This is a genomic window from Pantoea sp. GL120224-02 (assembly GCF_900215395.1).
Lineage (GTDB): Bacteria > Pseudomonadota > Gammaproteobacteria > Enterobacterales > Enterobacteriaceae > Pantoea > Pantoea communis.
Genome location: NZ_OBEC01000005.1, coordinates 99,539 through 123,607 on the forward strand (window position 1 = coordinate 99,539; position 24,069 = coordinate 123,607).

Annotated in this window: 24 protein-coding genes and 1 tRNA gene; 10 read left to right on the forward strand and 15 right to left on the reverse strand. The window is 56.1% G+C overall.

Annotated elements, in window-relative coordinates:
- Positions 1-32 precede the first annotated feature (32 nt).
- A complete protein-coding gene (locus CRO33_RS11515; protein WP_097118225.1) occupies positions 33-1,604 on the reverse strand; it encodes an ABC transporter substrate-binding protein in 1,572 nt (523 codons plus the stop codon).
- Between the two features lie 533 nt (positions 1,605-2,137).
- On the opposite strand from CRO33_RS11515, the gene CRO33_RS11520 reads away from it, so the two are divergent.
- From CRO33_RS11520 to CRO33_RS11530, 3 genes are read left to right on the forward strand one after another with little or no spacing between them, the layout of a single operon-like run.
- A complete protein-coding gene (locus CRO33_RS11520; protein WP_038649342.1) occupies positions 2,138-2,869 on the forward strand; it encodes a gluconate 2-dehydrogenase subunit 3 family protein in 732 nt (243 codons plus the stop codon).
- Between the two features lie 39 nt (positions 2,870-2,908).
- A complete protein-coding gene (locus tag CRO33_RS11525) occupies positions 2,909-4,678 on the forward strand; it encodes a GMC family oxidoreductase (RefSeq protein WP_034826431.1) in 1,770 nt (589 codons plus the stop codon).
- Positions 4,679-4,682: 4 nt separating this feature from the next.
- A complete protein-coding gene (locus tag CRO33_RS11530) occupies positions 4,683-5,939 on the forward strand; it encodes a c-type cytochrome (RefSeq protein ID WP_058959422.1) in 1,257 nt (418 codons plus the stop codon).
- Positions 5,940-5,969: 30 nt separating this feature from the next.
- On the opposite strand, the gene CRO33_RS11535 is transcribed toward CRO33_RS11530, so the two are convergent.
- The 5 genes from CRO33_RS11535 to CRO33_RS11555 form a co-directional block, all read right to left on the reverse strand.
- Positions 5,970-6,647 carry a MarC family NAAT transporter gene (locus CRO33_RS11535; RefSeq protein ID WP_034826427.1) on the reverse strand — a complete coding sequence of 226 codons (678 nt, stop codon included), beginning with the start codon at positions 6,645-6,647 and terminating at the stop codon, positions 5,970-5,972.
- Between the two features lie 82 nt (positions 6,648-6,729).
- Positions 6,730-7,365, reverse strand: coding sequence for a hypothetical protein (locus CRO33_RS11540; RefSeq protein WP_097118226.1), 636 nt, complete (start codon positions 7,363-7,365; stop codon positions 6,730-6,732).
- Positions 7,366-7,460: 95 nt separating this feature from the next.
- Positions 7,461-7,940 (reverse strand): carboxymuconolactone decarboxylase family protein, encoded by a 480-nt coding sequence (locus CRO33_RS11545; RefSeq protein WP_097118227.1) that lies wholly within the window; start codon positions 7,938-7,940, stop codon positions 7,461-7,463.
- Positions 7,941-7,954: 14 nt separating this feature from the next.
- Positions 7,955-8,560 (reverse strand): FMN-dependent NADH-azoreductase, encoded by a 606-nt coding sequence (locus CRO33_RS11550; RefSeq protein WP_097118228.1) that lies wholly within the window; start codon positions 8,558-8,560, stop codon positions 7,955-7,957.
- Complete coding sequence (locus CRO33_RS11555) at positions 8,557-8,997, reverse strand: GNAT family N-acetyltransferase (protein WP_097118229.1); 441 nt, start codon at positions 8,995-8,997, stop codon at positions 8,557-8,559. Before CRO33_RS11555 ends, CRO33_RS11550 begins: the two co-directional genes overlap by 4 nt.
- Positions 8,998-9,166: 169 nt before the next feature.
- On the opposite strand from CRO33_RS11555, the gene pdxR reads away from it, so the two are divergent.
- On the forward strand, positions 9,167-10,543 hold the full coding sequence (gene pdxR, locus CRO33_RS11560; protein ID WP_097118230.1) for a MocR-like pyridoxine biosynthesis transcription factor PdxR: 1,377 nt from the start codon (positions 9,167-9,169) through the stop codon (positions 10,541-10,543).
- A 215-nt stretch (positions 10,544-10,758) separates the two neighbouring features.
- On the opposite strand, the gene CRO33_RS11565 is transcribed toward pdxR, so the two are convergent.
- The gene (locus CRO33_RS11565) at positions 10,759-11,274 is read right to left on the reverse strand and encodes a DUF2501 domain-containing protein (protein ID WP_097118231.1); all 516 of its coding nucleotides are present in this window, start codon (positions 11,272-11,274) and stop codon (positions 10,759-10,761) included.
- A 266-nt stretch (positions 11,275-11,540) separates the two neighbouring features.
- Here CRO33_RS11565 and CRO33_RS11570 point away from each other — a divergent pair.
- Positions 11,541-11,625 (forward strand) — tRNA-Leu (locus tag CRO33_RS11570).
- A 218-nt stretch (positions 11,626-11,843) separates the two neighbouring features.
- Here CRO33_RS11570 and CRO33_RS11575 read toward each other — a convergent pair.
- From CRO33_RS11575 to fliE, 8 genes are read right to left on the reverse strand one after another with little or no spacing between them, the layout of a single operon-like run.
- On the reverse strand, positions 11,844-12,251 hold the full coding sequence (locus CRO33_RS11575) for a flagellar protein FlhE (protein WP_097118232.1): 408 nt from the start codon (positions 12,249-12,251) through the stop codon (positions 11,844-11,846).
- On the reverse strand, positions 12,251-14,338 hold the full coding sequence (gene flhA, locus CRO33_RS11580; protein ID WP_097118233.1) for a flagellar biosynthesis protein FlhA: 2,088 nt from the start codon (positions 14,336-14,338) through the stop codon (positions 12,251-12,253). The genes CRO33_RS11575 and flhA overlap by 1 nt, the downstream gene beginning before the upstream one ends.
- The gene (gene flhB, locus CRO33_RS11585) at positions 14,331-15,482 is read right to left on the reverse strand and encodes a flagellar biosynthesis protein FlhB (protein WP_097118234.1); all 1,152 of its coding nucleotides are present in this window, start codon (positions 15,480-15,482) and stop codon (positions 14,331-14,333) included. Before flhB ends, flhA begins: the two co-directional genes overlap by 8 nt.
- Positions 15,483-15,488: 6 nt before the next feature.
- Positions 15,489-16,127, reverse strand: a complete 639-nt coding sequence (cheZ, locus tag CRO33_RS11590) for a protein phosphatase CheZ (protein ID WP_034826394.1) — start codon at positions 16,125-16,127, stop codon at positions 15,489-15,491.
- A gap of 5 nt (positions 16,128-16,132) precedes the next feature.
- Positions 16,133-16,519: a chemotaxis response regulator CheY gene (cheY, locus tag CRO33_RS11595; protein WP_034826392.1), complete on the reverse strand. Its 387-nt coding sequence runs from the start codon at positions 16,517-16,519 to the stop codon at positions 16,133-16,135.
- Positions 16,520-16,549: 30 nt separating this feature from the next.
- The gene (locus CRO33_RS11600) at positions 16,550-17,596 is read right to left on the reverse strand and encodes a protein-glutamate methylesterase/protein-glutamine glutaminase (RefSeq protein WP_097118235.1); all 1,047 of its coding nucleotides are present in this window, start codon (positions 17,594-17,596) and stop codon (positions 16,550-16,552) included.
- Positions 17,593-18,438, reverse strand: coding sequence for a CheR family methyltransferase (locus tag CRO33_RS11605; RefSeq protein ID WP_097118401.1), 846 nt, complete (start codon positions 18,436-18,438; stop codon positions 17,593-17,595). The genes CRO33_RS11600 and CRO33_RS11605 overlap by 4 nt, the downstream gene beginning before the upstream one ends.
- Before the next feature lie 12 nt (positions 18,439-18,450).
- Positions 18,451-18,762 (reverse strand): flagellar hook-basal body complex protein FliE, encoded by a 312-nt coding sequence (gene fliE, locus CRO33_RS11610; protein WP_097118236.1) that lies wholly within the window; start codon positions 18,760-18,762, stop codon positions 18,451-18,453.
- 181 nt (positions 18,763-18,943) lie between these two features.
- Here fliE and fliF point away from each other — a divergent pair, with 181 nt between their 5' ends.
- Genes fliF through fliJ form a run of 5 tightly spaced genes read left to right on the forward strand, consistent with a single transcriptional unit; the run spans position 18,944 to position 24,068 of the window.
- On the forward strand, positions 18,944-20,593 hold the full coding sequence (gene fliF, locus CRO33_RS11615) for a flagellar basal-body MS-ring/collar protein FliF (protein WP_097118237.1): 1,650 nt from the start codon (positions 18,944-18,946) through the stop codon (positions 20,591-20,593).
- Entirely contained in the window at positions 20,590-21,576 is a 987-nt protein-coding gene (gene fliG, locus CRO33_RS11620) for a flagellar motor switch protein FliG (protein WP_097118238.1), read from the forward strand. Before fliF ends, fliG begins: the two co-directional genes overlap by 4 nt.
- A complete protein-coding gene (locus tag CRO33_RS11625; RefSeq protein WP_097118239.1) occupies positions 21,563-22,255 on the forward strand; it encodes a flagellar assembly protein FliH in 693 nt (230 codons plus the stop codon). The genes fliG and CRO33_RS11625 overlap by 14 nt, the downstream gene beginning before the upstream one ends.
- On the forward strand, positions 22,252-23,616 hold the full coding sequence (gene fliI / locus CRO33_RS11630) for a flagellar protein export ATPase FliI (protein ID WP_097118240.1): 1,365 nt from the start codon (positions 22,252-22,254) through the stop codon (positions 23,614-23,616). Before CRO33_RS11625 ends, fliI begins: the two co-directional genes overlap by 4 nt.
- A gap of 20 nt (positions 23,617-23,636) precedes the next feature.
- The gene (gene fliJ, locus CRO33_RS11635; RefSeq protein WP_176505761.1) at positions 23,637-24,068 is read left to right on the forward strand and encodes a flagellar export protein FliJ; all 432 of its coding nucleotides are present in this window, start codon (positions 23,637-23,639) and stop codon (positions 24,066-24,068) included.
- Position 24,069: the final 1 nt, after the last annotated feature.

Below are 24,069 nucleotides of genomic sequence, written 5' to 3' on the forward strand. Positions count from 1 at the left end.
GATGGGGGAAGCCATCCCCCCATCAACAGGATCTATTGCTTCTGCACCACATCAAAGAACAGCAAGCTCACGCCAATCCCTTGCTGCACATGATTGACGTTGTTCCGCACCGCCACCTGCTGCGCGCCCTGCAGCATCACCACAAACGGAGAGTTCTGCTGCACGGTGTTTTGCAGGTCGGTGTAAAGCGCACGGCGTTTGGCGGCATCACTTTCGCCTGCTGCGGCACGTGTTTTGGCGCTGAGTTCCGGAATCTCCCAGCCGACACGCCACGCCAATGTTTTCGAGCCGCCCGGCACGTTGTAAGCAAAGGCGCTGGCATTGGTATTCGGGTCAACGTAATCCGCGCCCCAGTAGATAAAGATCGACTGGAAATCGCGGCCGCGCATCTTGCTCCACAGCTCGGATTCCGCCACCGGCTGCAACTCAATCTGCACGTCCGCTTTGGCAAAGCTGGCCTGCAGCGCCTGGGCAACATCAATGTACGGCGGCTGATTGATCACCGTCAGCGCAAACTTGCTGCCCGGTTTAATCCCGCCCTTGGCTAAAATCGCTTTGGCTTTTGCCACATCATAATGGAACGGTTGGTCCTCCAGCGCGCCATCAAAGCCCTGCGGCAGGAAGCTTTGATGAATGCGGTACTGACCTTTCAGCAAATCATGTGAGATGGACTGGTAATCCACCAACCAGCGCGCCGCTTCCCATAGGGCCGGATTACCCAATGCGGGCTGCGCTTTGTTCTGCGTATTGAAGCCCAGGTAATACACCAGGCTCGAAGGGAACGCCGCAATGTGCAGGTTCTTATTGCTCTTTAGCGCATCGATTTGATCGGGGCCGAGTTGATAAGCGACATCGACATCGCCTTGCTGAATCAGCAGGCGACGCGCACCCGCATCGGCGACGCCTTTCAGCAAAATACGCTTTAGGTGTGGCTGCGGATTAGCTTGCGGGTTGGCGCTCAGCACCAGCGCCTGCTGTGGCACATACTGCTGAATCGTAAACGCGCCGCTGCCTGCGGTGTTGGTGTGCAGCCAGCCATTGCCGAGATCGTTATTCACCGCATGCTGTTGCACGGTTTTGCTGTCCACCACCGAGGCTACCGGTGCGGTAAGCAGGCGCAGCGCCAAATCCTGACCTATCTGCGCGGGCCATTGAATCTCCAGCTGATGATCATTCAGCACTTTAAATTGGCTGGCGATGTTCTCGTTGGTCCAGCCAAACTCGGCGAGAATAAAAGAGGGTGCTTTGTTCAACTGCACAGCACGCGACAGTGAGAAAATCACATCCTGCGGCGTCACCGCATTGCCGCTGGAGAAGCGGGCACCTGGTTTAAGGTTAAATACCAGGCTGTGCGGCGTACTGCCACTTTGCCAGGATGTCGCCAGCAGCGGTGCCAGTTTCTGTGGCGTATCGCGGTCGGCTTGCACCAGCGTCTGGTAGATGTTGCGCTGTACGCTGTTGCTGACCGTTTCGAAGCTTTCTGCGGGGTCGAAGCTGATAATGCCATCCAGCGGTACGGCAACCACCAGCGTGTCTTTCGGCGTCGCAGCCTGCACGGCGAATGCACTACTCCATAAAGTGACCAACAAAATCAATGCACGCATTTATTGTTTTCCTGAGTGATAGATAAATTGACTCTATCGCTGCTGCCGCTCAGGCAAAATGCCGGTTTGTTCTGAGCTGTGCCGGAAATTAACAAATGATAACATTCGGCGATTATTTCACTTATTTTGTGCGCCGCCTGTCATTTCCAGGAAATAGATCGTTCATGTACTGGTCAATTAAGTAAATAAGATGTTATTAATGAGAATAATTCTCTTGTATGGAAGTATGATTTATTTTTATCGATTGAATTGAGCAATTATTTCCTTGCGCGATCAATTTTGGTCATTTGCCCATCCAGACTTGCTAGAAACACAGCAATTGTACGGTTAAAAGTCCAATTCACCCTCCGAAAGCCCTTTACCTGCCATTAACCTAAATTCAACATCATGATGGTTTCTCATCAAAACACATCCGAACATTGATTCTTACATTCAGAAATATCTATATCCCTAAGATTGCCAGGTTATTTACCGATTTATAAAGCCATTAACAAAAATAATTATCTTTCTTAGCAAGTGAGAGTCGTCGCGCCATGCTTCTAAATAAACCGACCACCAGACGTAAGTTTTTGCTTGGGTCGTTATTGGCTTTGCCATTAAGCGACCTGGTATTTAAGGGATTAACTGCGGCGCAAGCTGCGGAAATGGCAGCACCGGAACTCGCCGATTACAAACCGATCTTTTTCAGCGCTCAGGAGTGGCAGTTTATTTTGGCCGCGACCGATCGTCTGATTCCGGCCGGTGGTAAGGGCAAAGCGCCGGGTGCACTGGAAACTAACGTGCCGATCTTTATCGATCAGCAACTCCATAGCCCTGAGTTCGGCGGCGAAATTTACATGCAGGGTCCGTTCGACGTGCACGCGCCAGCCACCATGGGTTATCAGATCCCTTACACCCCGCAAGAGCTGTATCGCACGGGCATCAAGCTGGTGGAACAGTGGACGCAGAGCACCTACAAAAAATCCTTCCATGAACTGACGTTGGAAGAGAAAGACGCGGTGCTGACCAAGGTCAACAAAAATGACGGTATCGATTTCCCGGCAATGGGTGAACCGAACCTGAAAGCCTCGCAGTTCTTTGGTCAGTTACTGGCAGATACCAAACACGGCTACCTCGCCGATCCGATGTACGGCGGCAATAAGGGCATGAAAGCCTGGATTGCGATTGGTTTCCCAGGCGCACGCGCCAGCTTCACCGAATGGGTGAAGCAGCACAACGTGCCGTACCCGCTGGGACCGGTCAGCCTCTTAGGTGAGCGCGCATAAGCCGACACCCCCGTATTTGGTATGTGAGACAGGATTAACATGGCACAGATTACAAAGAAAGAAGTCGACGTCGTCGTTTGCGGCCTCGGCTGGGCCGGCTCGTTGATGAGTATCGAACTGGCATTGGCCGGGCTGGAAGTGCGCGCGTTAGAGCGCGGCGGCGAGCGTGACTACCCGGATTTTGCTTACCCGAAACCGGCTGATGAATACGCCTATAACGTGCGCAACAAAGTGTTCGCTACGCCGAAAGAAGTGGCGGTGACCGTGCGTTACAACATGAGCCAGACCGCACTGCCAACCCGTAAATGGGGCGCTTTCGCACCGGGTACCGGTGTCGGCGGCGCAGGTATGCACTGGACGGCGGTACTGATTCGTCCAACCCCAACTGATATCAAACTGAAAACTTACGTCGATCAGGCCTACAAGCCGGGCGTGCTGCAGGATGATATGCGCGTGATGGATTTCCCCTTCACGTGGGAAGAGATCGAGCCGTATTACTACAAGTTTGAGCTGATTTGCGGTCAGTCGGGTAACACCGGCAACCTGCGCGGTCAGATTCTGGAAGGCGGCGATCCGTTCGAAGGCCCACGTTCTGAACCCTATCCGCTACCAGCGCTGGAAGACACGCTGAACAACGTGATGTTCAAAGAAGCTGCCACCAAGCTGGGTTATCACCCGTTCCCGAACCCATCTGCGTGCGTATCTCGCGCGTGGAAAAACCCGTACGGCAACCAGATCGCGCCGTGTAACTATTGCGGTTACTGCTCGAAATACCCGTGCCTGAACTACTCCAAAGCCTCACCGCAAACTGCCGTGATGGATGCACTGAAGCGTCTGCCGAACTTCTCCTACGAAGTGCATGCGGAAGTGTACAAAGTGGTGCTGCACGACGATGGTAAAACCGCGAAGGGCGTTCTCTACTTCGATGCAGATGGCAATGAAGTGTTCCAGCCAGCCAAAATCGTCGTGCTGTCCAGCTTCCAGCTGTACAACGTGCGTCTGATGCTGCTGTCCGGTATCGGCAAACCGTACAACCCGATCACTGAAGAAGGTGTGGTAGGTCGTAACTATGCGTTCCTGTCCAACGGCGGCGCAACCCTGTTCTTCAAAGATAAGAACTTCAACTCCTACGCCACCGCAGGCGCCACCGGCCAGATGTTCAACGACATCTCACCAGGCAACTTCGATGGCCCAGGCCTCGGCTTCCTCGGCGGCGCGAAGATCCACAGCTCGCAAGCCACCGGTACGCCAATGGCTGCTGCACTGCCAAAAGGCACGCCAGCCTGGGGCATGGGTTACAAAGAGGGTCTGGAAGAGTGGTACAACCATTCCATGAAGATCAGCATCACGACAACTTGCCAGTCGTATCGCGATATCTATCTGGATCTGGATCCGCACTACACCGACCATCGCGGTCAGCCGCTGCTGCGTATGACGTTCAACTGGAAAGAGAACGAACTTAAGCTGCAACAGCATCTGAAAGGCATCGTTGGCGATATCGCCAAAGAGCTGAACCCAGACAGCATGAGCATGAGCTTCCTGCCGATGGGTGCGGATTTCGACCTCACTAAATACGTCTCCACGCACAACGTGGGCGGCGCGGTGATGGGCGATAACCCAAGAACTTCTGCGCTGAACAAGTACCTGCAGAGCTGGGATGTGCATAACGTGTTTGTACCGGGCGGTAACGCCTTCCCGCAAAACTTCCAGGCGAACCCGACCGATACCATCGGTGCGATTACCCTGATGGCGGCGCAGGCGATCAAAGAACACTATCTGAAAAACCCAGGTCCATTGGTACAGGCATAAGCACATGAAATTAAAATCATTGTTAATCGCTAACGCCGTGCTGCTGGGAAGCTTTGCGGTACAGGCTCATGCGGAAGATGAAGCCGCGCTGATCAAGCAGGGGGAATATCTGTCTCGTCTTGGCGACTGTATGGCGTGCCATACCGTGTCGGGCAAAGCGGATTATGCGGGTGGTCTGGCGATTGAGTCGAATCTCGGCACCATCTTCTCCACCAACATCACGCCGGACAAAGAGCACGGCATCGGCAACTACAGCGAGCAGCAGTTCTCTGATGCGGTGCGCAAAGGTGTGCTGCCGGATGGTTCACGCCTTTACCCGGCCATGCCATATCCGGATTACGCCAAAATCAGTGATGAAGACATGCATGCGCTGTATGTCTACTTCATGAAGGGCGTGAAGCCAAGCAGTGAGCAGCCGGAAGAGACCAAACTCAGCTTCCCGTTCAGCCAGCGCTGGGGCATGCGCTTCTGGAACTGGGCATTCACTTCTGATAAGCCGTTCCAGCCGATTGGCGGCGCATCTGAAGAAGTGAATCGCGGTGCTTACATCGTGGAAAGCCTCGGTCACTGTGGCTCGTGCCATACGCCACGCGGTCTCGGCATGAACGAGAAAGCGCTCGACAGCGGTGACGACAAGTTCCTCGCCGGTGGTAGCCTGAACAACTGGGATGTGCCGTCGCTGCGTGGCTTACCGCGCTGGAGTGAGCAGGAGATCGTCGATTACCTGCAAACCGGTCGTAACGATAAAGCGGCGGTAGGCGGTGAGATGAAGTCAGTGATTGAGCACTCCAGCTCGCACATGACGGATGCCGATCTGAAAGCCATTGCCTCGTACCTGAAATTTATCGGCGGCAATCCACCGCTGCAGGCGTACAACGTGCAGAAGCAGCAGGCGACGGAAGCCAAACTGACCGCAGCGAAAAACCTGACGGAAGGTGAGCGTCTGTACATCGATAACTGCGGTGCCTGTCACTTCGTGACCGGTAAAGGCGCGCCAGGTATCTTCCCGGAGCTGGATCAGGCCACGATTGTGAATGCCAACGATCCTACCGGCTTGATCCACACCATTCTCGCCGGTGCGCAGCAGCCATCGACCGAGAAGGCGCCGTCAACCCTCGCGATGCCGGGCTTTGGCAAGCGTTTGACGGATGATGAAGTGGCGCAGCTGGCGACCTTTATCCGTCAGGGCTGGAGTAACAATGCCCCAGCCGTGACCAAAGATCAGGTTGCGGATGTGCGCAAGACGTTGAAAGCAGAGTAAATCGGGTGCGGCCTTCGGGCCGCACCCTCTTCAATGGAAAGTCCGTACCACTTCTAACACGCCGTTAATCAAAAACTGTACGCCCATACACACCAGCAAAAAGCCCATCAACCGCGAAATTGCCTCAATCCCGCCTTTACCGACCAGCTTCATGATGGCGCCCGAACTGCGCAGCGAAATCCACAAAATCACAGCGACCGACAAGAAGGTCAGCACCGGCGCCACGTTCACCACCCAGTTAGGAAAATCGACACCCGCTTTTACGGTGGAAGCCGAACTGATGATCATCGCAATAGTGCCCGGGCCTGCCGTACTGGGCATCGCCAGCGGCACGAAGGCGATATTTACCGATTCACGATTCGCATCGGTGGCGTCGATTTCATCCTGTTTATGCCGGGCTTCAACGGAGTGACCGACGGGTTTCGCCGGAAACAGCATGCGAAAACCGATAAAGGCGACGATCAATCCCCCTGCCATACGCAGGCCAGGGATCGAGATGCCGAAGGTGTGCAGCACCGCATTCCCGGCGTACCACGCCACCATCATAATCAGGAACACGTAGATCGAAGCCTGCATGGCCTGGCGATTGCGTTCCTGGAAATTCATGTCTCCCGCAAGACCGAGAAACAGCGCCACCGTGGTCAGCGGGTTAGCCAGCGGCAACAGCACCACCAATCCCAGCCCGATGGCTTTAAACAGTTCCAGCATGGTTTTCCCCGAGTTCCAATGGCATCGCGACACACCGTAGAGGCGCGTCGCGGCACGATTTAGCGCGCGTTTGCAAAATGCATCAATGTTTTGGCGTTTCTAACGCTTCCAGCAACTCCGGGAAGAAATCTTCCAGCAGCTCGGGCGTCATCAGCTCAGGGTAGCTTATCAGGTGTTCGCGAATGCGTTCATTGACGTCGGGCAGCAAACGCTCTGCGGCTTGGTTGGCGGTGATTTTCTTCTGCTTCATCATACGCAGTACGTCATCCGGCAGGTTGTCTTCATCTTCGACTTCATCCACGCCTTCCAGATCGTCCAACTCATCCAGCATATCCATTAAGGCTTCGATCTGTGGGGTGCGAGACTGATATTCAGACGGGTTTTCGTTTTCAAGATAGCGCAGCAGGGCACGCACTGGCGAACCATCGGGTTCTGCAGGAGGCTCGCTGGCAAACCAGTTCAGGAGATCGTGCTGCGTCACCTGATGGACGTGATAGCCGTTATCGACCAGCTCATCGGCGAGGATGTCGGCAGTATCGTGCTCAATCAGGCAAATGTGGGTGCGATTAGGCGTAAACTGCTCCAGCCACTGATAGATCTCTTCAATGACGCTGTCATCGTAGCTGAAGTGGTGGCTGAGATAGCTGTCATCCTGCTGGTGAACGCTGATGTGAATCAGGTCGGGATCGAAGTAAATCGCAATATTGATGCCTTTCATGCGCGCTGTCCTGTGTGGTGCAAAATCTCACTATAGCGTCAGGCAGCGCAGATGAACATGACAACGCCAGCAGCACAGGCTACTGGCGATAAAAATTAACGCAAATCAGCACGATCCAGCCCGTAAGCGCTGTCGAGCGCACCCGGTGCCATCTGTGACAAAATCATCAGGCGATTCCAGGTGTTGATGGCGGCAATCTTAAAAGTCAGCTCACTGATTTCGCCTTCAGAGAAATGTTCACGCACTTCACCGTACAGCGCTTCATCCACGCCGTGTTCACCAATGCGGGTCAGCGCTTCGGTCAGGGCAAAAGCGACTTTCTCGCGAGCGCTGAACAGTGGAGATTCACGCCAGATAGAAACGTGATGCAGACGCAGTTCACGCTCGCCATCAATTTTCGCCTGCTTCACATGCATATCGAAGCAGAAGGCACAGTGATTGAGCTGCGAAGCACGGATATCGATCAAGTGTTTCAGTGACTTCTCCAGCGCGGTATTCGCCACGGTGTTAGAGAAATCAGACATGGATTTGGCCAGTGCTGGCGCGGTTTTAAAATGGTTAACGCGTGAAGTCATGATATTTTCCTCATTCAAAATAAGCGGTCAATAGCTTGCAGAGCCTGGGGTAATGCGGTGTCGCGGCTGACGGGATCGTGCGTACCGTCCACGCGGATAAATTCCACATCGGTGATGCCGATGTATTCCAGTGCCACGCGGATGTAAGGCGTGAACTGGTCATCCTGCACAAACGGGCCGTGGGCAAACACGCTGCCGCTGGCGACCACGCTGTACACCTTCTTGCCGCTCACCAGACCGACTTTGGTGCCTTCCGGGGTAAAGGCGAAGGTGCGTCCGGCGCGGGTGATATGGTCGAACCAGGCTTTCAGCACCGACGGCAAACCGAGGTTCCACATCGGCGACGAGATAACCAGGGTGTCGCAGGCGAACAGCTGATCCACCATTTTTTCGGAAGTCTGAATGGCAGCACGCTGTGCATCGTTACGATCCTCCGGGCGGGTAAAGAACGCGCCAATGGTGGAGGCATCCAGGTGTGGCAACGGGTGCTGCGCCAGATCCAGTACTGTCTCTTCGAGATCGCTATGCTGGGCGCGAAGCTTCTCCACCAAACGCGCCGAGGCGTTACGTGAGGCCGAACCGGCCAGATCCGGGCTGACCTGAATATGCAGCAGTTTCATGAATTTTCTCCCTCAGCGAGATCGCGATAAAAATGCAGTCCCAACGCGTGGTAACCGACGCGTTGATAAAATTGTTGTGCCCGTTGATTGCTCAGCGCGGTGTCGAGCACGATGCGGCCACAGCCTTGTTCCCGTGCTTGCTGCGCCAGACCGTGCAGTAGCGCGGCTCCCAAACCCTGGCTGCGAGTGCTGGTGCAGGTCACCAAATCATCGATGTAGCAAAAACGGCCATGAATAAAGTTTTCCAGCAGTCGATAGCCTGCCAGCGCCACCGGTTTACCACCCTGTTCGATACCCGCTAGCTGATAGCCCTGTAATTGCTGACGCTGTGCCTGCGCCACAAACGCAGCTTCATCCTTCAGTTTGAAACGCAGTTCGCGCATCAATGCATAGCAGCAGGCCAACTCGGTGGGCGTTTGGTAGTGAACAATCTTCATAGCAGCCTGCAAGCGGTTGTCGGGTTGATGGGGACATCTTAAACTTCTATGTCGAAGGAAGAAGGGTCAATATAGGAGAAAATAGGTAGGACATGTTTATGCTGCTGTGTCGTGCGCTCATTCTTCAGGGACGCATTCATGTGCACCTCATCGTGATGAAGGAAGACAGATGGGTTACAAAGAAATTTATGCTCGCTATCGCCAGCAGATCCTGGAAGGGCGCTTAAAGCCGGGCGACCGGGTGCCCGCGATCCGCGTGTTAGCCAGTGAGCTACAGGTTGCGCGTAAAACCGTGGAGGCCGCCTATGAGATCCTCATTGGAGAGGGATACTTTGTCAGCCAGGGCGCGAAGGGAACACGCGTGAACCCTGCGCTCAATCTTGGTGGAGCTGCTGTTATCTCCACTGCGCCACCTTCCACGCAGCTGGAACATCCGGTGATTGAAAGTAAAGGCGAGCTGCGGCTGGGTATTCCGGCACTGGATGAGTTCCCGCACAAGAAGTGGCTGCTGATCTCCGGAAAGGCGGCGCGAACGTTGCGGCCCGATGAAATGATCATGCCCGCCATCATGGGCTACCAGCCATTGCGTGAGGCGATTGCCAGCTATCTCAATATTTCGCGCGGGCTCAACTGCCAGCCGGAGCAGATTTTTATCACCACCGGTTATCGCGCCAACCTGCGCCTCATCCTGGCCGTGCTGGCCCATCCTCACGACAAAGTGCTGTTTGAAGATCCGGGCTATTTCTTTGGGCAGAAACTGTTAAAGCGCATCGCACCGAATCTGCACTATGTACCGGTGGATCGTGAAGGTCTCGACGTGGATTTCCTCCTGCGTTATCACTCAGACGCACGCTTCGCGGTCGTCACGCCAACCCATCAGAGCCCGCTTGCGGTGACGTTATCATTACCCCGCAAGCATCAATTGCTGGAGTGGGCGCAGCAGAATAGCAGCTGGATCATTGAGGATGATTACGATGGCGAGTTTCACTACACGCGCAAAGTGATCCCGGCGCTAAAAAGCCTGGATGTGCACGATCGGGTGATCTATACCGGCACTTTCAGCAAAACCATGATGCCCGCGATGCGCGTGGGTTATCTGGTGATGCCGCAGCAGACCATTGAACGCTTCCGCGAGCTGGGTGAAATCCTCGAAACCGGTTTGCCGTTGCTACCGCAGAAAATCCTCGCGCAATTCCTCAGTGATGGACACTTCTATCGCCATATCAAGAAGATGCGGATTCTCTACCAGCAGCGCCGCCGCATGATGCTGGATGCGCTACAGCACTGTTTCCCGCAGCTGTTTGACTTTGAACTCACTGATGGTGGCATGCATATCGTGGCCTTCCTGCGGCGAGGTATTCAGGATGTGGCACTGGCGGAGATTTGGCAGCGTCATCAGCTGCGGGTGTTACCGCTTTCTGGCTGGTATACACAAACCCAAAAACGCTACGGGCTGGTGATCGGTTACACCAATATTCGATCGTTTGAGCAGGCGGTGGATGTGCTGGGCAGGGTGGTAGAAGAAACTAACGGGTTGATGAGCTGATGGATTAATGGCCCTAGCGGCGCAATTTATTGCGCTCCCCATCAATAGTAAATAAGACGCGAGGGACAGCTCGCGTCTTATTCATGGTTACTTCACCCACTATCATTCCGGATGCAGAACGGCGGCTATCGAGAGACGCCCGATGCACTTACTCAGTAAGCGATGCGGGGGAACGAAAGCCGCCAACGCACCTGCAACCCGAAGTAGGGCGGGAATTACATGCCGATGTATTTTTTGCCTTGTTTCAGCACCACGTCACAGGCTTTGGTCTTCACTTTCTCACCCATTGGCGAGTTGCTCAGACTCTGCAAATTCAGCTGCTGACCGTTGCCGGTATTCAGCAAACCTTGCAGGCCCTGCTGATAATCGGTTTTCTGCTCTTGGGCGGCAGGGCTGCTCAGGCCGAGCTTGCTCAGCACTTGATCCTTCACCGAGGACACATTGTTATCCACTACGTTGTGCTGCACGCAGTAGGACATCACGCCTGCGGCATTAGTCATGCTGTTAGAGCTAACGGCTTTGTCACCGCCATTCAGTAAACCGCTCAGCGAAGAGAGCGACAGACTGCCGTTCTGCGTGCTGCTGGAGGTGGTAGAGCCGCTGTTTTGCTGAGACAGCTGCGATGCCGCGCTGCTCAACTGATCCTGCCAACTCGCTGCCGATGCACTTCCTGCTGTCAGTGCTGCCGCGATACCCAATCCCAAAATGATGCGTTGTGGTGCTTTGTTCATCTCAACCTCTTAGTTTTATACATCTGACGCTGTCAGTTTTGGTTAAGAGAGGTGTAAGCACGGAAAGTTCCGAAGTGGCGGGAGTTTGGGAATGTTCTGGAATCTGAACAGGAAAGCGCCGAAAGGGCACTCGTGCTGCCGGGTTTGCGCCTGATAAGCGGCGAAGTGCTGGTTTTTTCAACGCTTAGCGCAAAGCGCTGTCGATTAGTGTTGCGCACTCCGCGCGTAACGGTATAATCGCCAACGTTTTCCGCATCCTCTTCAGTGCCGAAGTGGCGAAATCGGTAGACGCAGTTGATTCAAAATCAACCGTAGAGATACATGTCGGTTCGAGTCCGACCTTCGGCACCATCGATTGATGCAAAATTAAGTCGCTTACGAGCGGCTTTTTTTGTGTCTGAAATTCACTAATACACACTCCCTCTAAACGAAAAAATCTTCAATAATCCTGTAACGAAAACATATAACTCAATGTTTCTTATATTGTTGATTCATATGGAAGGTATGAGCCTTAAACAGTAATATCTCAGATGATTTAAATTATTTTACTCAGATAGTTAGCATCGATTTCACCGCACCCAATACCCCACCGTCACCTGATTACTCAACACCGTTACCGCTGGCGCTATCGTGCCGCGCACCGCTGAAAAATACTCAAACCACAACGGTCCGCCAGCCGGGAAGCCAAGCGGCAGGGCCATCTCTCCACGCAATCCCGGCAGCCTCACGCAGCGACCGCCACCGCAGAGCTGCACCTGGAACCCCATTGGTACGGGCCCATCGACAGTTATACGCCATGCCAGATGCCTGGCCATCGCGCCCGCAGGAAGCAGTACGGCGGGTTGTACCGGACGGCTTTTAAACACTTGCTTACCATGAGTGATCACGCCGCCAAAGCTCTGGCTGCTCCATGATCCTTCCGCAGCCAGCGCCAGCGGCGAGAATAATAGCAGCCCAACCCACATCCAACTCCGCATCAGCTTTTCCCCCCAATCAGCCACGTCATCCGCACGTTGCGCTGGCTGCTGATCTCCTGGCTTGAGAGCACCGCCATCTGCGGGAACATGCGGCGCAGATAGCGCGACAGCATCAGGCGCAGCGCCGGATTCACCAGCAGCACCGGCGGCGCACCTAATCCTTCCTGATGCATCAGCGCTTGTTCGGTCTGTTTCATCAGGCTCTCGGCAATGCCCGGCTCAATGGCGCTGCCGCTTTGCGTGGCCTGTACCAGCAGCTGCTCCAGTGACACATCCAGCCCAATGACCTGAATGTCCTCCTCGCCGGGGAACCACTGCTGTGTAATGGCGCGCGCCAGACGTGCTCGCACGCGGGCAGTAAGTTCATCGGCATCGCTGCTGGCCGTAGCAAACTCCGCCAGCGTGTCGATAATAGTGCGCATATCGCGGATCGGCACGCGCTCTGCCAACAGGTTCTGCAACACCTTGTGCAGCAAGGTCAGGCTGATGACGGCGGGGATCAGATCCTCCACCAGTTTCGGAGCATGTTTGCTGAGCTGGTCCAGCAACTGCTGCGCTTCCTGACGGCCAAATAGCTCTTCGGTATGGGTCGAGATCAGATGATTAAGATGGGTGGCGACCACGGAACTCGGGTCGACCACGGTATAGCCCAGCGTTTGCGCCAGTTCGCGCTGCACCTCGTCGATCCACAACGCGGGCAGGCCAAAGGTGGGCTCGATGCACGGCGTGCCGGGAATCTCACCTTCGGCGCAGCCGGGATCGATCGCCATCCAGCGGTCGGGCTGGATCTCGCCGTGGCCGATCTCAACGCCTTTGAGCAAAATGCGATAGCGAGTTGGCGGCAAATCAAGGTTGTCACGGATATGCACTGCAGGGGGTAAGAAGCCCATCTGCTGGGCGAATTTTTTGCGGATACCGCGCACGCGCGTCAGCAACTGGCCTTGCTGCTCATGATCGACCATCGGGATCAGGCGATAACCGACTTCCAGTCCAAGCTCATCTTCCAGCTGAACATCAGCCCAGCTCGCTTCGTTGACCTGCGCAGCCTCGCTCTCTGCCCGCGTCACGGGCGAAGCACCGGCTGCCGGTTGCTGCAGGGCGCGGCCGCGCAGCCACCAGGCTAATCCGAGCAACAGGGCGGTAAACAGCAGGAAAACGATGTTCGGCATGCCGGGAATCAACCCGAGCAAGCCAATCACCACGGCGGCCAGCGTCAGCACGCGCGGAGAGGTAAATAGCTGGCCCACCATCTGCTCGCCCACATCCTGATCGTTGACCACGCGCGTGACGACCACGCCCGCTGCGGTGGAGATCACCAGCCCTGGAATCTGTGCCACCAGGCCATCGCCAATGGTCAACAGCGTATAAGTCTCACCCGCCACGCCCATGGTCATGTCATGCTGCATTATGCCGATGATCAGGCCACCGATGATGTTGATCGCCATGATCATCAGTCCGGCAATCGCATCGCCGCGCACAAATTTACTGGCACCGTCCATTGAGCCGTAAAAGTCCGCTTCCTGCGTCACCTCTTTGCGACGGCGCTTGGCTTCGTCTTCGCCGATCAAACCGGCGTTGAGATCGGCGTCGATCGCCATCTGTTTGCCGGGCATGCCATCCAGTGTGAAACGCGCGCCGACTTCAGCGATACGTCCGGCGCCTTTGGTAATCACCATAAAGTTAATAATAATCAATATGATAAAAACGATAATGCCAATGGCGAAATTGCCGCCCACCAGGAAATGACCAAAGGCTTCCACCACCTGGCCCGCCGCATCTGAGCCGGTGTGGCCTTGCATCAGAATCACGCGCGTCGAGGCGACATTCAGCGCCAGGCGCAGCAGGGTGGAGAACAGCAGCACGGTGGGAAACGCCGAGAACTCCAGCGTCTTCTGCGTAAACATCGCCACCAGCAGGATCATGATCGACAGTACGATATTGAAGGTAAACAGCAGATCCAGCACGAAGGTCGGCAGCGGCAGGATCATCATCGCGAGGATGGTCATGATCAACACCGGCCCGGCCAGCACCTGCCACTGTGTCTCTTTCAGCGTCGGCAAACGTAATTTTGTGGCGATATTAGCCATCACTCTCACTCTCTTGGGCAAAATCCAGTTTTTCCGGGACCGGCAAATTCATCGGGCGTGACGGTGGGTTGCCGTAGCCTTTGCGCCAGCGGCGCAGGCCGTAAACCCACGCCAGCACTTCCGCCACGGCGTTATACAGTTCGGTTGGCACGGGGGCGCCGGTCTCGCAATGGCGATACAAGGCGCGTGCCAGTGGTGGAGCATCCAGCATCGGGATGCGGTTCTCAGCGGCGAGTTCGCGGATGCGCAGGGCAATCAGGCCGCTGCCTTTCGCCACCACCACCGGCGCGCCCATGCTGCCTTCCTGATATTTGAGCGCCACCGAGTAGTGCGTTGGGTTATTCACCACCACATCGGCGTCAGGCACGGCAGCCATTTGTCGTTGCTGCGCCATCTGGCGCTGCAACTGGCGAATACGGCCTTTCAGCAGCGGATCGCCTTCCTGTTTTTTGAACTCATCTTTCACGTCCTGACGGCTCATACGCAGCTTTTTCCAGTTGCTCCACAGCTGATACACCACATCGAAAATCACCATCGGGATCAGCGACAGGATGATGATCAGCATGCACAGCATCAGTAACTGACTGATATCGTTAAGCGCCATGTTGAGGGGTTCAAACATCAACGCGACCAACTGGCTTTTATTCAGCATCAGGAACAGACCGCCGCCGGTCGCCGCCAGTAAGACTTTAAGGATCGCTTTCACCATCTCGGACAGCATCTGTGAAGAGAACAGACGTTTGAGGCCCGACAGCGGGTTGAGCTTTTTGGGATTGAACTTGATCGCCTTGCCGCTGAGGTTGAGGCCACCGATGATTGCCGGCGCCGTCAGCGCGGTGAGATACAACCCGCCGACCAGCGGCAACAGCGCCAGCATAGCGATCCCCAGTAAGGATGCGGCCTGATCCAGCATATGCTGCGGATCGCGCACCAGCAGGCGATCAAACGCCAGTCCGTTGTGCATCAACTGCTGCAGCTTTCGCGCCAGCTGACTGCCACCGATCGCCATCAATCCCCAACCCACCAGCAGCATGGCCAGCGTGGTCAGTTCGCGCGATCGCGGAACCTGTCCCTCTTCCCGTGACTTTTTAATGCGTTCGGGTGTGGGATCCTCGGTCTTCTCGTTGTCGCTCTCTTCAGCCATGACGCATCAGAAACCCAGCGAGTCCAGCAGATCATCCACCTGCTCTTGTGAAGCGGCGATCCCCTGAGCGTGGGGATCGACTTGCGGCCCGTTCTTCAACTGCACTTCGCTCGGATCCTCAGGCGCATCACGATCGCCCATGTTCTCGACTAACACGCTTATCAGCTCGCGCTCCACGGTATCGATCACCTGCATCAGGCTGTTCAGCACCTGGCCGGTGAGATCCTGAAAATCCTGCGCCATCATGATCTCGGTGAGTTCGTCATTGGTCTGTTGGGTTAAATCAGGCACCCTTTGCAGATAAGCGCGGGTGTCGTGCACCAGCTCGCGCGCCTGATCCAGCGGTTGCGGATCGGCAAACCAGCGATCCCAGCGATCGCTCAGTGCGCTGGCGTCATCGCTCAAAGCCAGCTGTAGCGGGCGCGCGGCCTCGACGCTGGTCAGGGCGCGATCGGCCGCCTGCGAGGTTTTACTCACCACGTACCGCAGGCGGTCACGCGTATTGGGAAACGCATCGGCCACCTCGAAGATGGTCTGCTCCAGACCCAGATTAGCCATGCTGTTACGCAGCAGGCGTGTGAGATGCCCGATACGTATAAACAGATCTTTCGGGTTTTCACTCGGCATATCCGTGGGTGAGTTCATGCTGATTACCCCAGTTTTTCAAAGATTTTGCCGAGCTTCTCTTCCAGCGTGGCAGCCGTGAAGGGCTTGACGATATAGCCGTTCGCGCCCGCCTGTGCGGCGGCAATGATGTTCTCGCGCTTGGCTTCGGCCGTGACCATCAGCACCGGTAGTTTGGCCATGGCGGCATCGCTGCGAATGGCCTTCAATAGTTCCAGCCCGTCGAGATTGGGCATATTCCAGTCGCTGACCACGAAATCGAACGTGGCGGCACGCAGTTTATTCAGCGCATCCTGACCATCCTCCGCCTCTTCAATATTTTGATAGCCGAGGTCCTGCAGCAGGTTACGCACGATGCGTCGCATAGTGGCAAAGTCATCTACCACCAGAAAACGCAGGTTTTTATCTGACATCTCAATGTTCTCCTGAACCGGTTAATCCATTTATTTGCGTTGTAGGTTGTTGCTGAAACCGTCGAGTAAACGCTGGCCGACCTGATCCAAATCCACCACCTCACAGGCACCGTTCAGCGCAATGGCTTCGCGCGGCATGCCGAACACCACACAACTGGCTTCGTCCTGCGCCAGCGTCCAGGCACCGGCCTGCCGCAGCGTTAGCAGGCCGCGTGCGCCATCGTTGCCCATACCGGTGAGGATGGCAGCGCTGGCGAGTTTGCCTGCCTGCTGCGCCACGGAATGGAAAAGCACATCCACCGACGGGCGATGGCGATTGACCGGCGCGTTGTCGCTGATCTGCACTTCGTAACCCCGGCTGAGGCGCACGATCTCCAGATGACGATCGCCCGGCGCAATCAGGGCATTGCCCGGCAACAGCGGTTCACCGTGTTCGGCTTCACGTACCGAAATCTGGCACAGTGAGTCCATGCGTTGGGCGAAGGAGCGGGTAAAACCGGCTGGCATATGTTGGGCGATGACGATGCCGGGACTGCTTAACGGCATCTGTGTCAGCACCCGGCGCAGCGCTTCGGTGCCGCCTGTAGACGAACCAATGGCGATAATTTGCGAGGCATCGGTCTTGATGCCAGCCAGTAGCGCACCGGAGGCAGCGTTGAGCCGATAGCGATTGGGATTGGCTTTGGCGGCTCCACGAATTTTGTCTGCCAGCAGCGCGCCCCATGCCGCCAGATCGCCGGGCATCTGGTTACCGGGTTTAGGGATAAAATCCACCGCGCCCTGTTCCAATGCATTGAGCGTGGCGCTGGATCCGCGCGTGGTCATGCTGGAGATCATGATCACTGGCATGGGCCGCAGCCGCATCAGTCGGCTCAGAAACTCCAGCCCGTCCATGCGCGGCATATCAATATCCAGCGTCAGCACATCCGGGTTGAGTTGTTTAATCAGGTCACGGGCGATCAGCGGATCGGGTGCCGTAGCCACCATCTCCATATCGGCCTGCTGATTGACGATGGCGCTGAGCATATTGCGCATTAAGGTGGAATCATCCACCGCCATCACGCGTATCCGCTTCAAGGTGCAACCTCCATCCGTTCGTACACTGATTGCCCGCGCAACTGTAGAGGCAGCGTGGGCTGGGAGAAGTGTTCAGAGTGGCCAACAAACAGCAAACCGCCGGGTTTAAGCAGACGAGCGAAGCGCTCAAGCAGCCGCAGCTGGGTAGGAAAATCAAAATAGATCATCACGTTGCGACAGAAGATGGCATCAAACGGCTGTGGCAGCGGCCAGCTGTCCGCCAGCAGATTGATCTGTTGATAATGGATGTTCGCCAACAGCGCGGGTTTCACTTTGACGTACTCGCGACTGTGACCACTGCCGCGCAGAAAATAGAGGCGTTTCTGCGTCTGATTCAGCATTTGAATGTCGCTAAAGCGATAGATTCCCGCCTGCGCTTTGGCCAGCACATCGGTATCAATATCAGACGCCCAGACGCGTAATCCGCTGCCCAAAACCTGATCCAGCGTGATGGCGATTGAACAGGGTTCTTCACCGGTCGAGGCGGCGGTACACCACACGCGATAATCTTTCGGACGCTGGCGTGCATGTTCCGCCAGAATCGGGAAATGATGCGCTTCCCGGAAAAACGACGTGAGATTGGTGGTCATGGCATTGATAAAAATCTGCCACTCCGGCTGCTCAGGGTGGGATTCGAGCAGGTCGGCATAAGCGGTAAAGGTGTTCAGTTTGAGTTCGCGCACCCGGCGTGAGAGACGGTTAAATATCATCTCTTTTTTTTGTGTATTTACCACAATGCCGGCGCGCTGATAAATCAGTTTTCCCAGGCGAATTAATTCAATATCGGTTAATGACAGCGAGCCGGGTAATAAGCGCGCAGCTGTGGTGTTATTTTCATGCATTGCCATCAAGCCTTATACCGGCGTATTCATCACTTCCTGATACGCAGCAATCATTTTATTTTTAGCCTGCATGCCAAAGCTAAATGAAATAGAGGATTTCTGCATCGCCAGCATCACATCGTTAAGGCCAAGATCGCTGCTGCCTGACATCCACTGCTGCGTTTTGGTTTTGGCATCCAGCTGGGTTTTATTTATCTCATTGATACTGTGCAATAACTTATCTGAGAAGGAAGGGGTGTTATCGCGCGGAGATATCGCGCCTGTGACTTGTTGCGCCTGAGATTGAATCTGATCGAGTACGCCTCGTAATAAGCTCGCTGACATGCTTCACGCCCATTGGAATAAGAATACAGATCGGCAGATTAGCATTCGAGGCTATTCATCAGAAAATGCAATAAGACAACACAACTTCAAGCTTATTGCCCATTAATAAATCGCGCTTTCGATGAATAATGATTCTCTGAATATTCCTGATGACCTATTACTATTTTTACAGGAAGGCGGCATGAGTGCCACGTTAAAGGATTTAAATCATCACCCGTCCGCACAATTAAAATCGGTGCTGTTATCGCTGCGATCCAGCCCGAAAATCGCGCTGGCAATTGCCGCAGCGGCCACGCTTTCGGTGGTTATCGCGCTGGTGATGTGGGCCAATCAGCAGAGTTACAGCATCCTGCTCAGCAATATCAGTGATGAAGACGGCGGTGCCATCGTGGCGCAGCTCACCCAGCTGAACGTCCCGTATCGCATTGACGCATCCAGCGGCGCGATCCGGGTGCCAGAAGGGCAGGTGCATGAAGTCCGTATGAAGCTGGCGCAGCAGGGTTTACCCAAGGGCGGTGCAGTCGGCTTTGAGCTGCTGGATCAGGAAAAATTTGGCATCAGCCAGTTCAGCGAACAGGTGAACTTCCAGCGTGCGCTGGAGGGGGAGCTGTCGCGCACCATTGAGAATCTGGGTCCGATCCAGTCGGCGCGCGTGCATCTGGCGGTGCCCAAACCGTCCCTGTTTGTGCGTGAGCAGAAAGCGCCTACCGCCTCGGTGAGCGTCAATCTGATCAACGGCCGCACGCTGGATGAAGGCCAGATTGTGGCGATAACGCATCTGATCTCCAGTGCGGTAACCGGCCTGGCAGCAGAGAACGTCACGCTGGTGGATCAGCGTGGCAATTTGCTGACGCAGAGTGGCATGCGCGGTCTGCAAACCTCACAGCTGAAATACACCAACGACATTGAGTTTGATTACCAGCAGCGAATTCAACGTATGCTGGCGCCGCTGGTGGGTGAAAACAATGTGCGCGCGCAGGTCACGGCGCAGATCGATTTCACCCAGCTGGAGCAGACCCAGGAGCAATATCAGCCGAATAGCGATCCGCAAAAAATGGCGATTCGCAGCCGACAGGCCAGCCAGGCAGAGCAGGGCAACAACAGTGGCACTGGCGGTGTTCCTGGCGCACTCAGCCATCAGCCGCCCACGCCCGCCACGGCACCGATTACCCAGCCATTAGGTGTCAGCGACAGCAAGCGTCCCGCAGGCCAGCCTTTCAATAATCGCAACGACGAGACCACCAATTTTGAGCTGGACCGCACACTGATCCACAGCAAATCCAGCATCGGCCGCATTGAACGCCTTTCGGTGGCGGTGGTGATTAACCATCTGCCGCAGGGCGAAGAGGGCAGCGTGAGTGCGATGAGTGATGAGCAGCTGGCCCGCCTGAATACCCTGGTGCAGGAAGCGATTGGCTATCAAGCCACGCGGGGAGACAGCATCAATATCATGCATGCGCCGTTTAACGGCCTGGTCGATGAGCCTCCGCTGCCGCTGTGGCAGCAGGCGAGTTTCCACACGCTGTTAATGAATCTGTTTCGCTATCTGGTGGTGGCGATCATCGCCTGGATCATGTGGCGCAAACTGGTGCAACCGAGCTGGGAACGCCATCAGCAGACCACGCTGCGCCAGATGGAGCTGGAGAAAGAGGCGCGCGACGAGGCCGCTGCAGCGCAAAAACATGCGGCAGAGAACGATGTGCGCCAGCGTGCTCAGCAGCGTGCGCATACCGAAATTAGCACTCAGCAACTGCGTGAGCTGGCAGAGCAGGAGCCTCGCGTGATTGCGCTGGTGCTGCGCCAGTGGATGAACCAGGAGGGCAGGCCATGAATGCGGCAGATAAGAGTGCGGTGGTGATGCTGACGCTGGGCGACGAGCTGGCGGCAGAGGTGTTTAAGCATCTCAATGCGCATGAGGTGAAGCAGATCGGCGGTGCGATGGTCAACATGGCCGGATTTAGCCATCAGCAAATGGCGGCGGTATTGCAGCAGTTTGAACAGGATTCCAGTGAATATGCCGCGCTCAGCCTGAACACCAATGATTATCTGCGCAGCGTGCTGGTGAAGGCACTGGGCGAAGATCGTGCCAGTTCGCTGCTGGAAGATCTGCTGGACACCCAGCAGGGCAGCAACGGCATGGAAACGCTCAACTTTATGGAGCCGCAGGCGGTGTACGATCTGATTTGCGAAGAGCATCCGCAGATCATCGCCACCATTCTGGTGCACCTCAAACGCAATCAGGCCGCTGATGTGCTGGGCAAGTTTGAAGACCGCGAGCGCAACGACATCATGCTGCGCATCGCCACCTTTGGCGGCGTCCAGCCTGCCGCGCTGCAAGAGTTGACCGAAGTGCTGAATACCTTGCTGGATGGTCAAAATCTCAAGCGCAGCAAAATGGGCGGCGTGCGACCGGCTGCCGAAATCCTTAACCTGATGAAAACTCAGCAGGAGGCTTCTGCGATTGAAGCGGTGCGCGATTTTGATCAGGAGCTGGCGCAGAAACTGATCGATGAGATGTTCCTGTTTGAGAATCTGATTGAAGTGGAAGATCGCCATATTCAACGTCTGCTGCAAGAGATTGAAAATGAAACTCTGTTGATTGCGCTAAAAGGGGCCAACGAGGCGTTGCGCACCAAGTTCCTTGCCAACATGTCGCGCCGCCAGGCGGAGCTGATCCTCGACGATCTGGCTTCGCGTGGCCCGGTGCGCTTGTCGCAGGTTGAGGCCGAGCAGAAAACCATCCTGAATATTGTGCGCAAACTGGCGGAATCCGGTGAGATTGTGATTGGAGGCAGCGACGATGCCTATGTCTGATCACGCACAATGGCGCCGCTGGCAGCCGGATAACCTGCTGCAGGAAGCGGCGGAAATCACGGTTGAAATCGACAGCACGGCCTCAGAGGCCCAGCGGCAGGCAGATCTGGCGCGCTTGCGTAAACAGGCTGAACAGCAAGGTTTCAGTCAGGGCATGAAACAGGGTGAAGAGGCGGGCCAGCAGCAGGGCTACGAAGCTGGATGGCGCGAAGGGCATGAAGCGGGTCTGGCGCAGGGCATCGAACAGGCCGCAGCACAGCAGCAGGCGCTGTTGCGTCAGGCCGAGTGCTGGCTGCAAAACTTCAGGCTGGCGCGCGAGAATCTCGACAGTGTGATCCCCGGTCGTCTGGTGCAGTTGGCGCTCACCGCCGTGCAGCAGTTGTATGGCCGCCAGGCACAGATCGATCACCCCGCGCTGCTGCAACAGATTCGCCAGTTACTCCAGCATGACGCACTGCTGCACGGCACTATCCAGCTCTACGTGCATCCCGACGATCGTGCGGTGATTGAGCAGGCACTGGCGCAGGCGTTAACTGAGACGGGCTGGCAGCTACACAGCGATGCACAACTGGCGCCCGGCGGCTGTCGCATTACCTCGGCTGAAAGCGAGTTCGATGCCAGCCTGGAAACGCGCTGGCAGGCGCTGTGCCAGCTGGCGCGTCAGGAGAATGTGTCATGAGCCAGCAACTCAGGCAGTGGCTCGATGCGCTCGACACCATTGAGCACAACATGGCGGCGGTGCCGGGGTTTCGCCAATACGGCAAACTGACGCGCGCCACCGGGCTGGTGATGGAAGCTGTGGGGCTGATATTGCCGATAGGCGCGCTGTGTCTCGTCGAGCGGCAGACCGCGCAAGGCAAAACCGTGGTCGACACGGAAGTGGTGGGTTTCAACGGCCACACGCTGTATCTGATGCCGCTGGCGCAGGTGGAGGGCATTGTGCCTGGTGCGCGCGTGTATGCGCCTGCGCACGATAGCGGCGGCGGTAAACAGTTGCCCGTTGGGTCCCAGCTGTTGGGTCGGGTGCTGGATGCGCAAGGCCATCCGCTGGATGGCGGTGCTGCACTGGGCAAACCGCTGGCGAGCCTGTTCACCGCTTCACTCAATCCGCTGCATCGCGATCCGATCAAAAGCGTGCTGGACGTTGGCGTGCAGGCGATCAATGGCCTGCTGACGGTGGGGCGTGGTCAGCGCATGGGGCTGTTTGCTGGTTCGGGCGTGGGCAAAAGTGTTCTGCTTGGCATGATGGCGCGTTTTACCACCGCCGAGGTGATCGTGGTGGGATTGATTGGCGAACGCGGCCGCGAAGTTAAAGATTTCATTGAAAATATTCTGGGTGAAGCCGGGCGTTCGCGCGCAGTGGTAATTGCCGCGCCTGCCGATGTATCGCCGCTACTGCGCATGCAGGGTGCGGTGTATGCCACGCGCATTGCAGAAGACTTTCGCGATCGCGGCATGAATGTCCTGCTGATCATGGATTCCCTGACGCGCTATGCCATGGCGCAGCGTGAAGTGGCGTTAGCCATCGGCGAGCCGCCCGCCACCAAAGGCTATCCACCTTCGGTATTTGCCAGGCTGCCCGCGCTGGTGGAGCGCGCGGGCAATGGCATGGCAGGCGGCGGATCGATCACCGCGTTTTATACCGTATTGACCGAAGGCGACGATCCCCAGGATCCGATTGCCGATGCGGCACGCGCGATTCTCGACGGCCACATTGTGCTGTCACGTCGCCTGGCGGAAGCGGGGCACTATCCGGCGATTGATATTGAAGCCTCAATCAGCCGCGCTATGACCGAGCTGATCCCGCAAGCGCAATATCGCAAGGTGCAGCGCTTTAAGCAGCTGCTGGCCTGCTACCAGCGTAACCGCGATCTGGTCAGTGTCGGTGCCTATGCGTCAGGCAGCGATGCGCTACTCGATCAGGCCATCGATCGTTTTCCCGCTCTTGAAGCCTTTCTCCAGCAGGCGATCCACCAACGCAGCGACTACCCGACTGCAATGGCGGCGCTGGCTCAATTATTCCCTGACATCCCGGAGTGACAATGCACATGCGCAATCCCATGGTTATGTTACGTGACAGAGCCGAAGAGACACTGACCGCCTCCACGCAAACGCTGGGGCAGGTGCAGCAGACGTTGCAGCACGCCATGGCGCAGCATCAGCAGCTGCAAACCTATGCAGATGAGTATCAGCAGTCACTGCGGCGGGGCATGACGGGCAGCGGTATGTCGGTGGCGCATCTGGTCAACCATCAGGCGTTTATCGTGTCGCTCAATCAGGTGGTCAGGCAACATGAGAACCAGGTCGATCAGTGCGAACGTGCCGTCGATGGCGCGAAAAAATGCTGGATTAATGACAAGCAGCGCCTGAACGCGTTTGAAACCTTGCTGGCGCGGCGGCAGAGTGATGAGGCGCAGGCAGCCAGCCGTCGTGAGCAGAAGCTGATGGATGAGTGTGCGCAGCGAATCAATCATCAGCGTGGCCGGTTATGAC

Bases quoted from the DNA above. Each gene is read 5' to 3' on its own strand.
- CRO33_RS11530 (WP_058959422.1), top strand. From the start codon at position 4,683: ATGAAATTAAAATCATTGTTAATCGCTAACGCCGTGCTGCTGGGAAGC.
- CRO33_RS11540 (WP_097118226.1), bottom strand. From the start codon at position 7,365: ATGAAAGGCATCAATATTGCGATTTACTTCGATCCCGACCTGATTCAC.
- cheZ (WP_034826394.1), bottom strand. From the start codon at position 16,127: ATGAACTCACCCACGGATATGCCGAGTGAAAACCCGAAAGATCTGTTT.
- fliG (WP_097118238.1), top strand. From the start codon at position 20,590: ATGAATGCGGCAGATAAGAGTGCGGTGGTGATGCTGACGCTGGGCGAC.
- CRO33_RS11555 (WP_097118229.1), bottom strand. From the start codon at position 8,997: ATGAAGATTGTTCACTACCAAACGCCCACCGAGTTGGCCTGCTGCTAT.
- CRO33_RS11625 (WP_097118239.1), top strand. From the start codon at position 21,563: ATGCCTATGTCTGATCACGCACAATGGCGCCGCTGGCAGCCGGATAAC.
- CRO33_RS11515 (WP_097118225.1), bottom strand. From the start codon at position 1,604: ATGCGTGCATTGATTTTGTTGGTCACTTTATGGAGTAGTGCATTCGCC.
- CRO33_RS11575 (WP_097118232.1), bottom strand. From the start codon at position 12,251: ATGCGGAGTTGGATGTGGGTTGGGCTGCTATTATTCTCGCCGCTGGCG.
- CRO33_RS11545 (WP_097118227.1), bottom strand. From the start codon at position 7,940: ATGACTTCACGCGTTAACCATTTTAAAACCGCGCCAGCACTGGCCAAA.
- CRO33_RS11605 (WP_097118401.1), bottom strand. From the start codon at position 18,438: ATGCATGAAAATAACACCACAGCTGCGCGCTTATTACCCGGCTCGCTG.
- CRO33_RS11565 (WP_097118231.1), bottom strand. From the start codon at position 11,274: ATGAACAAAGCACCACAACGCATCATTTTGGGATTGGGTATCGCGGCA.
- CRO33_RS11520 (WP_038649342.1), top strand. From the start codon at position 2,138: ATGCTTCTAAATAAACCGACCACCAGACGTAAGTTTTTGCTTGGGTCG.
- pdxR (WP_097118230.1), top strand. From the start codon at position 9,167: ATGGGTTACAAAGAAATTTATGCTCGCTATCGCCAGCAGATCCTGGAA.
- CRO33_RS11535 (WP_034826427.1), bottom strand. From the start codon at position 6,647: ATGCTGGAACTGTTTAAAGCCATCGGGCTGGGATTGGTGGTGCTGTTG.
- flhA (WP_097118233.1), bottom strand. From the start codon at position 14,338: ATGGCTAATATCGCCACAAAATTACGTTTGCCGACGCTGAAAGAGACA.
- fliF (WP_097118237.1), top strand. From the start codon at position 18,944: ATGAGTGCCACGTTAAAGGATTTAAATCATCACCCGTCCGCACAATTA.
- CRO33_RS11550 (WP_097118228.1), bottom strand. From the start codon at position 8,560: ATGAAACTGCTGCATATTCAGGTCAGCCCGGATCTGGCCGGTTCGGCC.
- CRO33_RS11525 (WP_034826431.1), top strand. From the start codon at position 2,909: ATGGCACAGATTACAAAGAAAGAAGTCGACGTCGTCGTTTGCGGCCTC.
- flhB (WP_097118234.1), bottom strand. From the start codon at position 15,482: ATGGCTGAAGAGAGCGACAACGAGAAGACCGAGGATCCCACACCCGAA.
- fliI (WP_097118240.1), top strand. From the start codon at position 22,252: ATGAGCCAGCAACTCAGGCAGTGGCTCGATGCGCTCGACACCATTGAG.
- fliJ (WP_176505761.1), top strand. From the start codon at position 23,637: ATGGTTATGTTACGTGACAGAGCCGAAGAGACACTGACCGCCTCCACG.
- cheY (WP_034826392.1), bottom strand. From the start codon at position 16,519: ATGTCAGATAAAAACCTGCGTTTTCTGGTGGTAGATGACTTTGCCACT.
- fliE (WP_097118236.1), bottom strand. From the start codon at position 18,762: ATGTCAGCGAGCTTATTACGAGGCGTACTCGATCAGATTCAATCTCAG.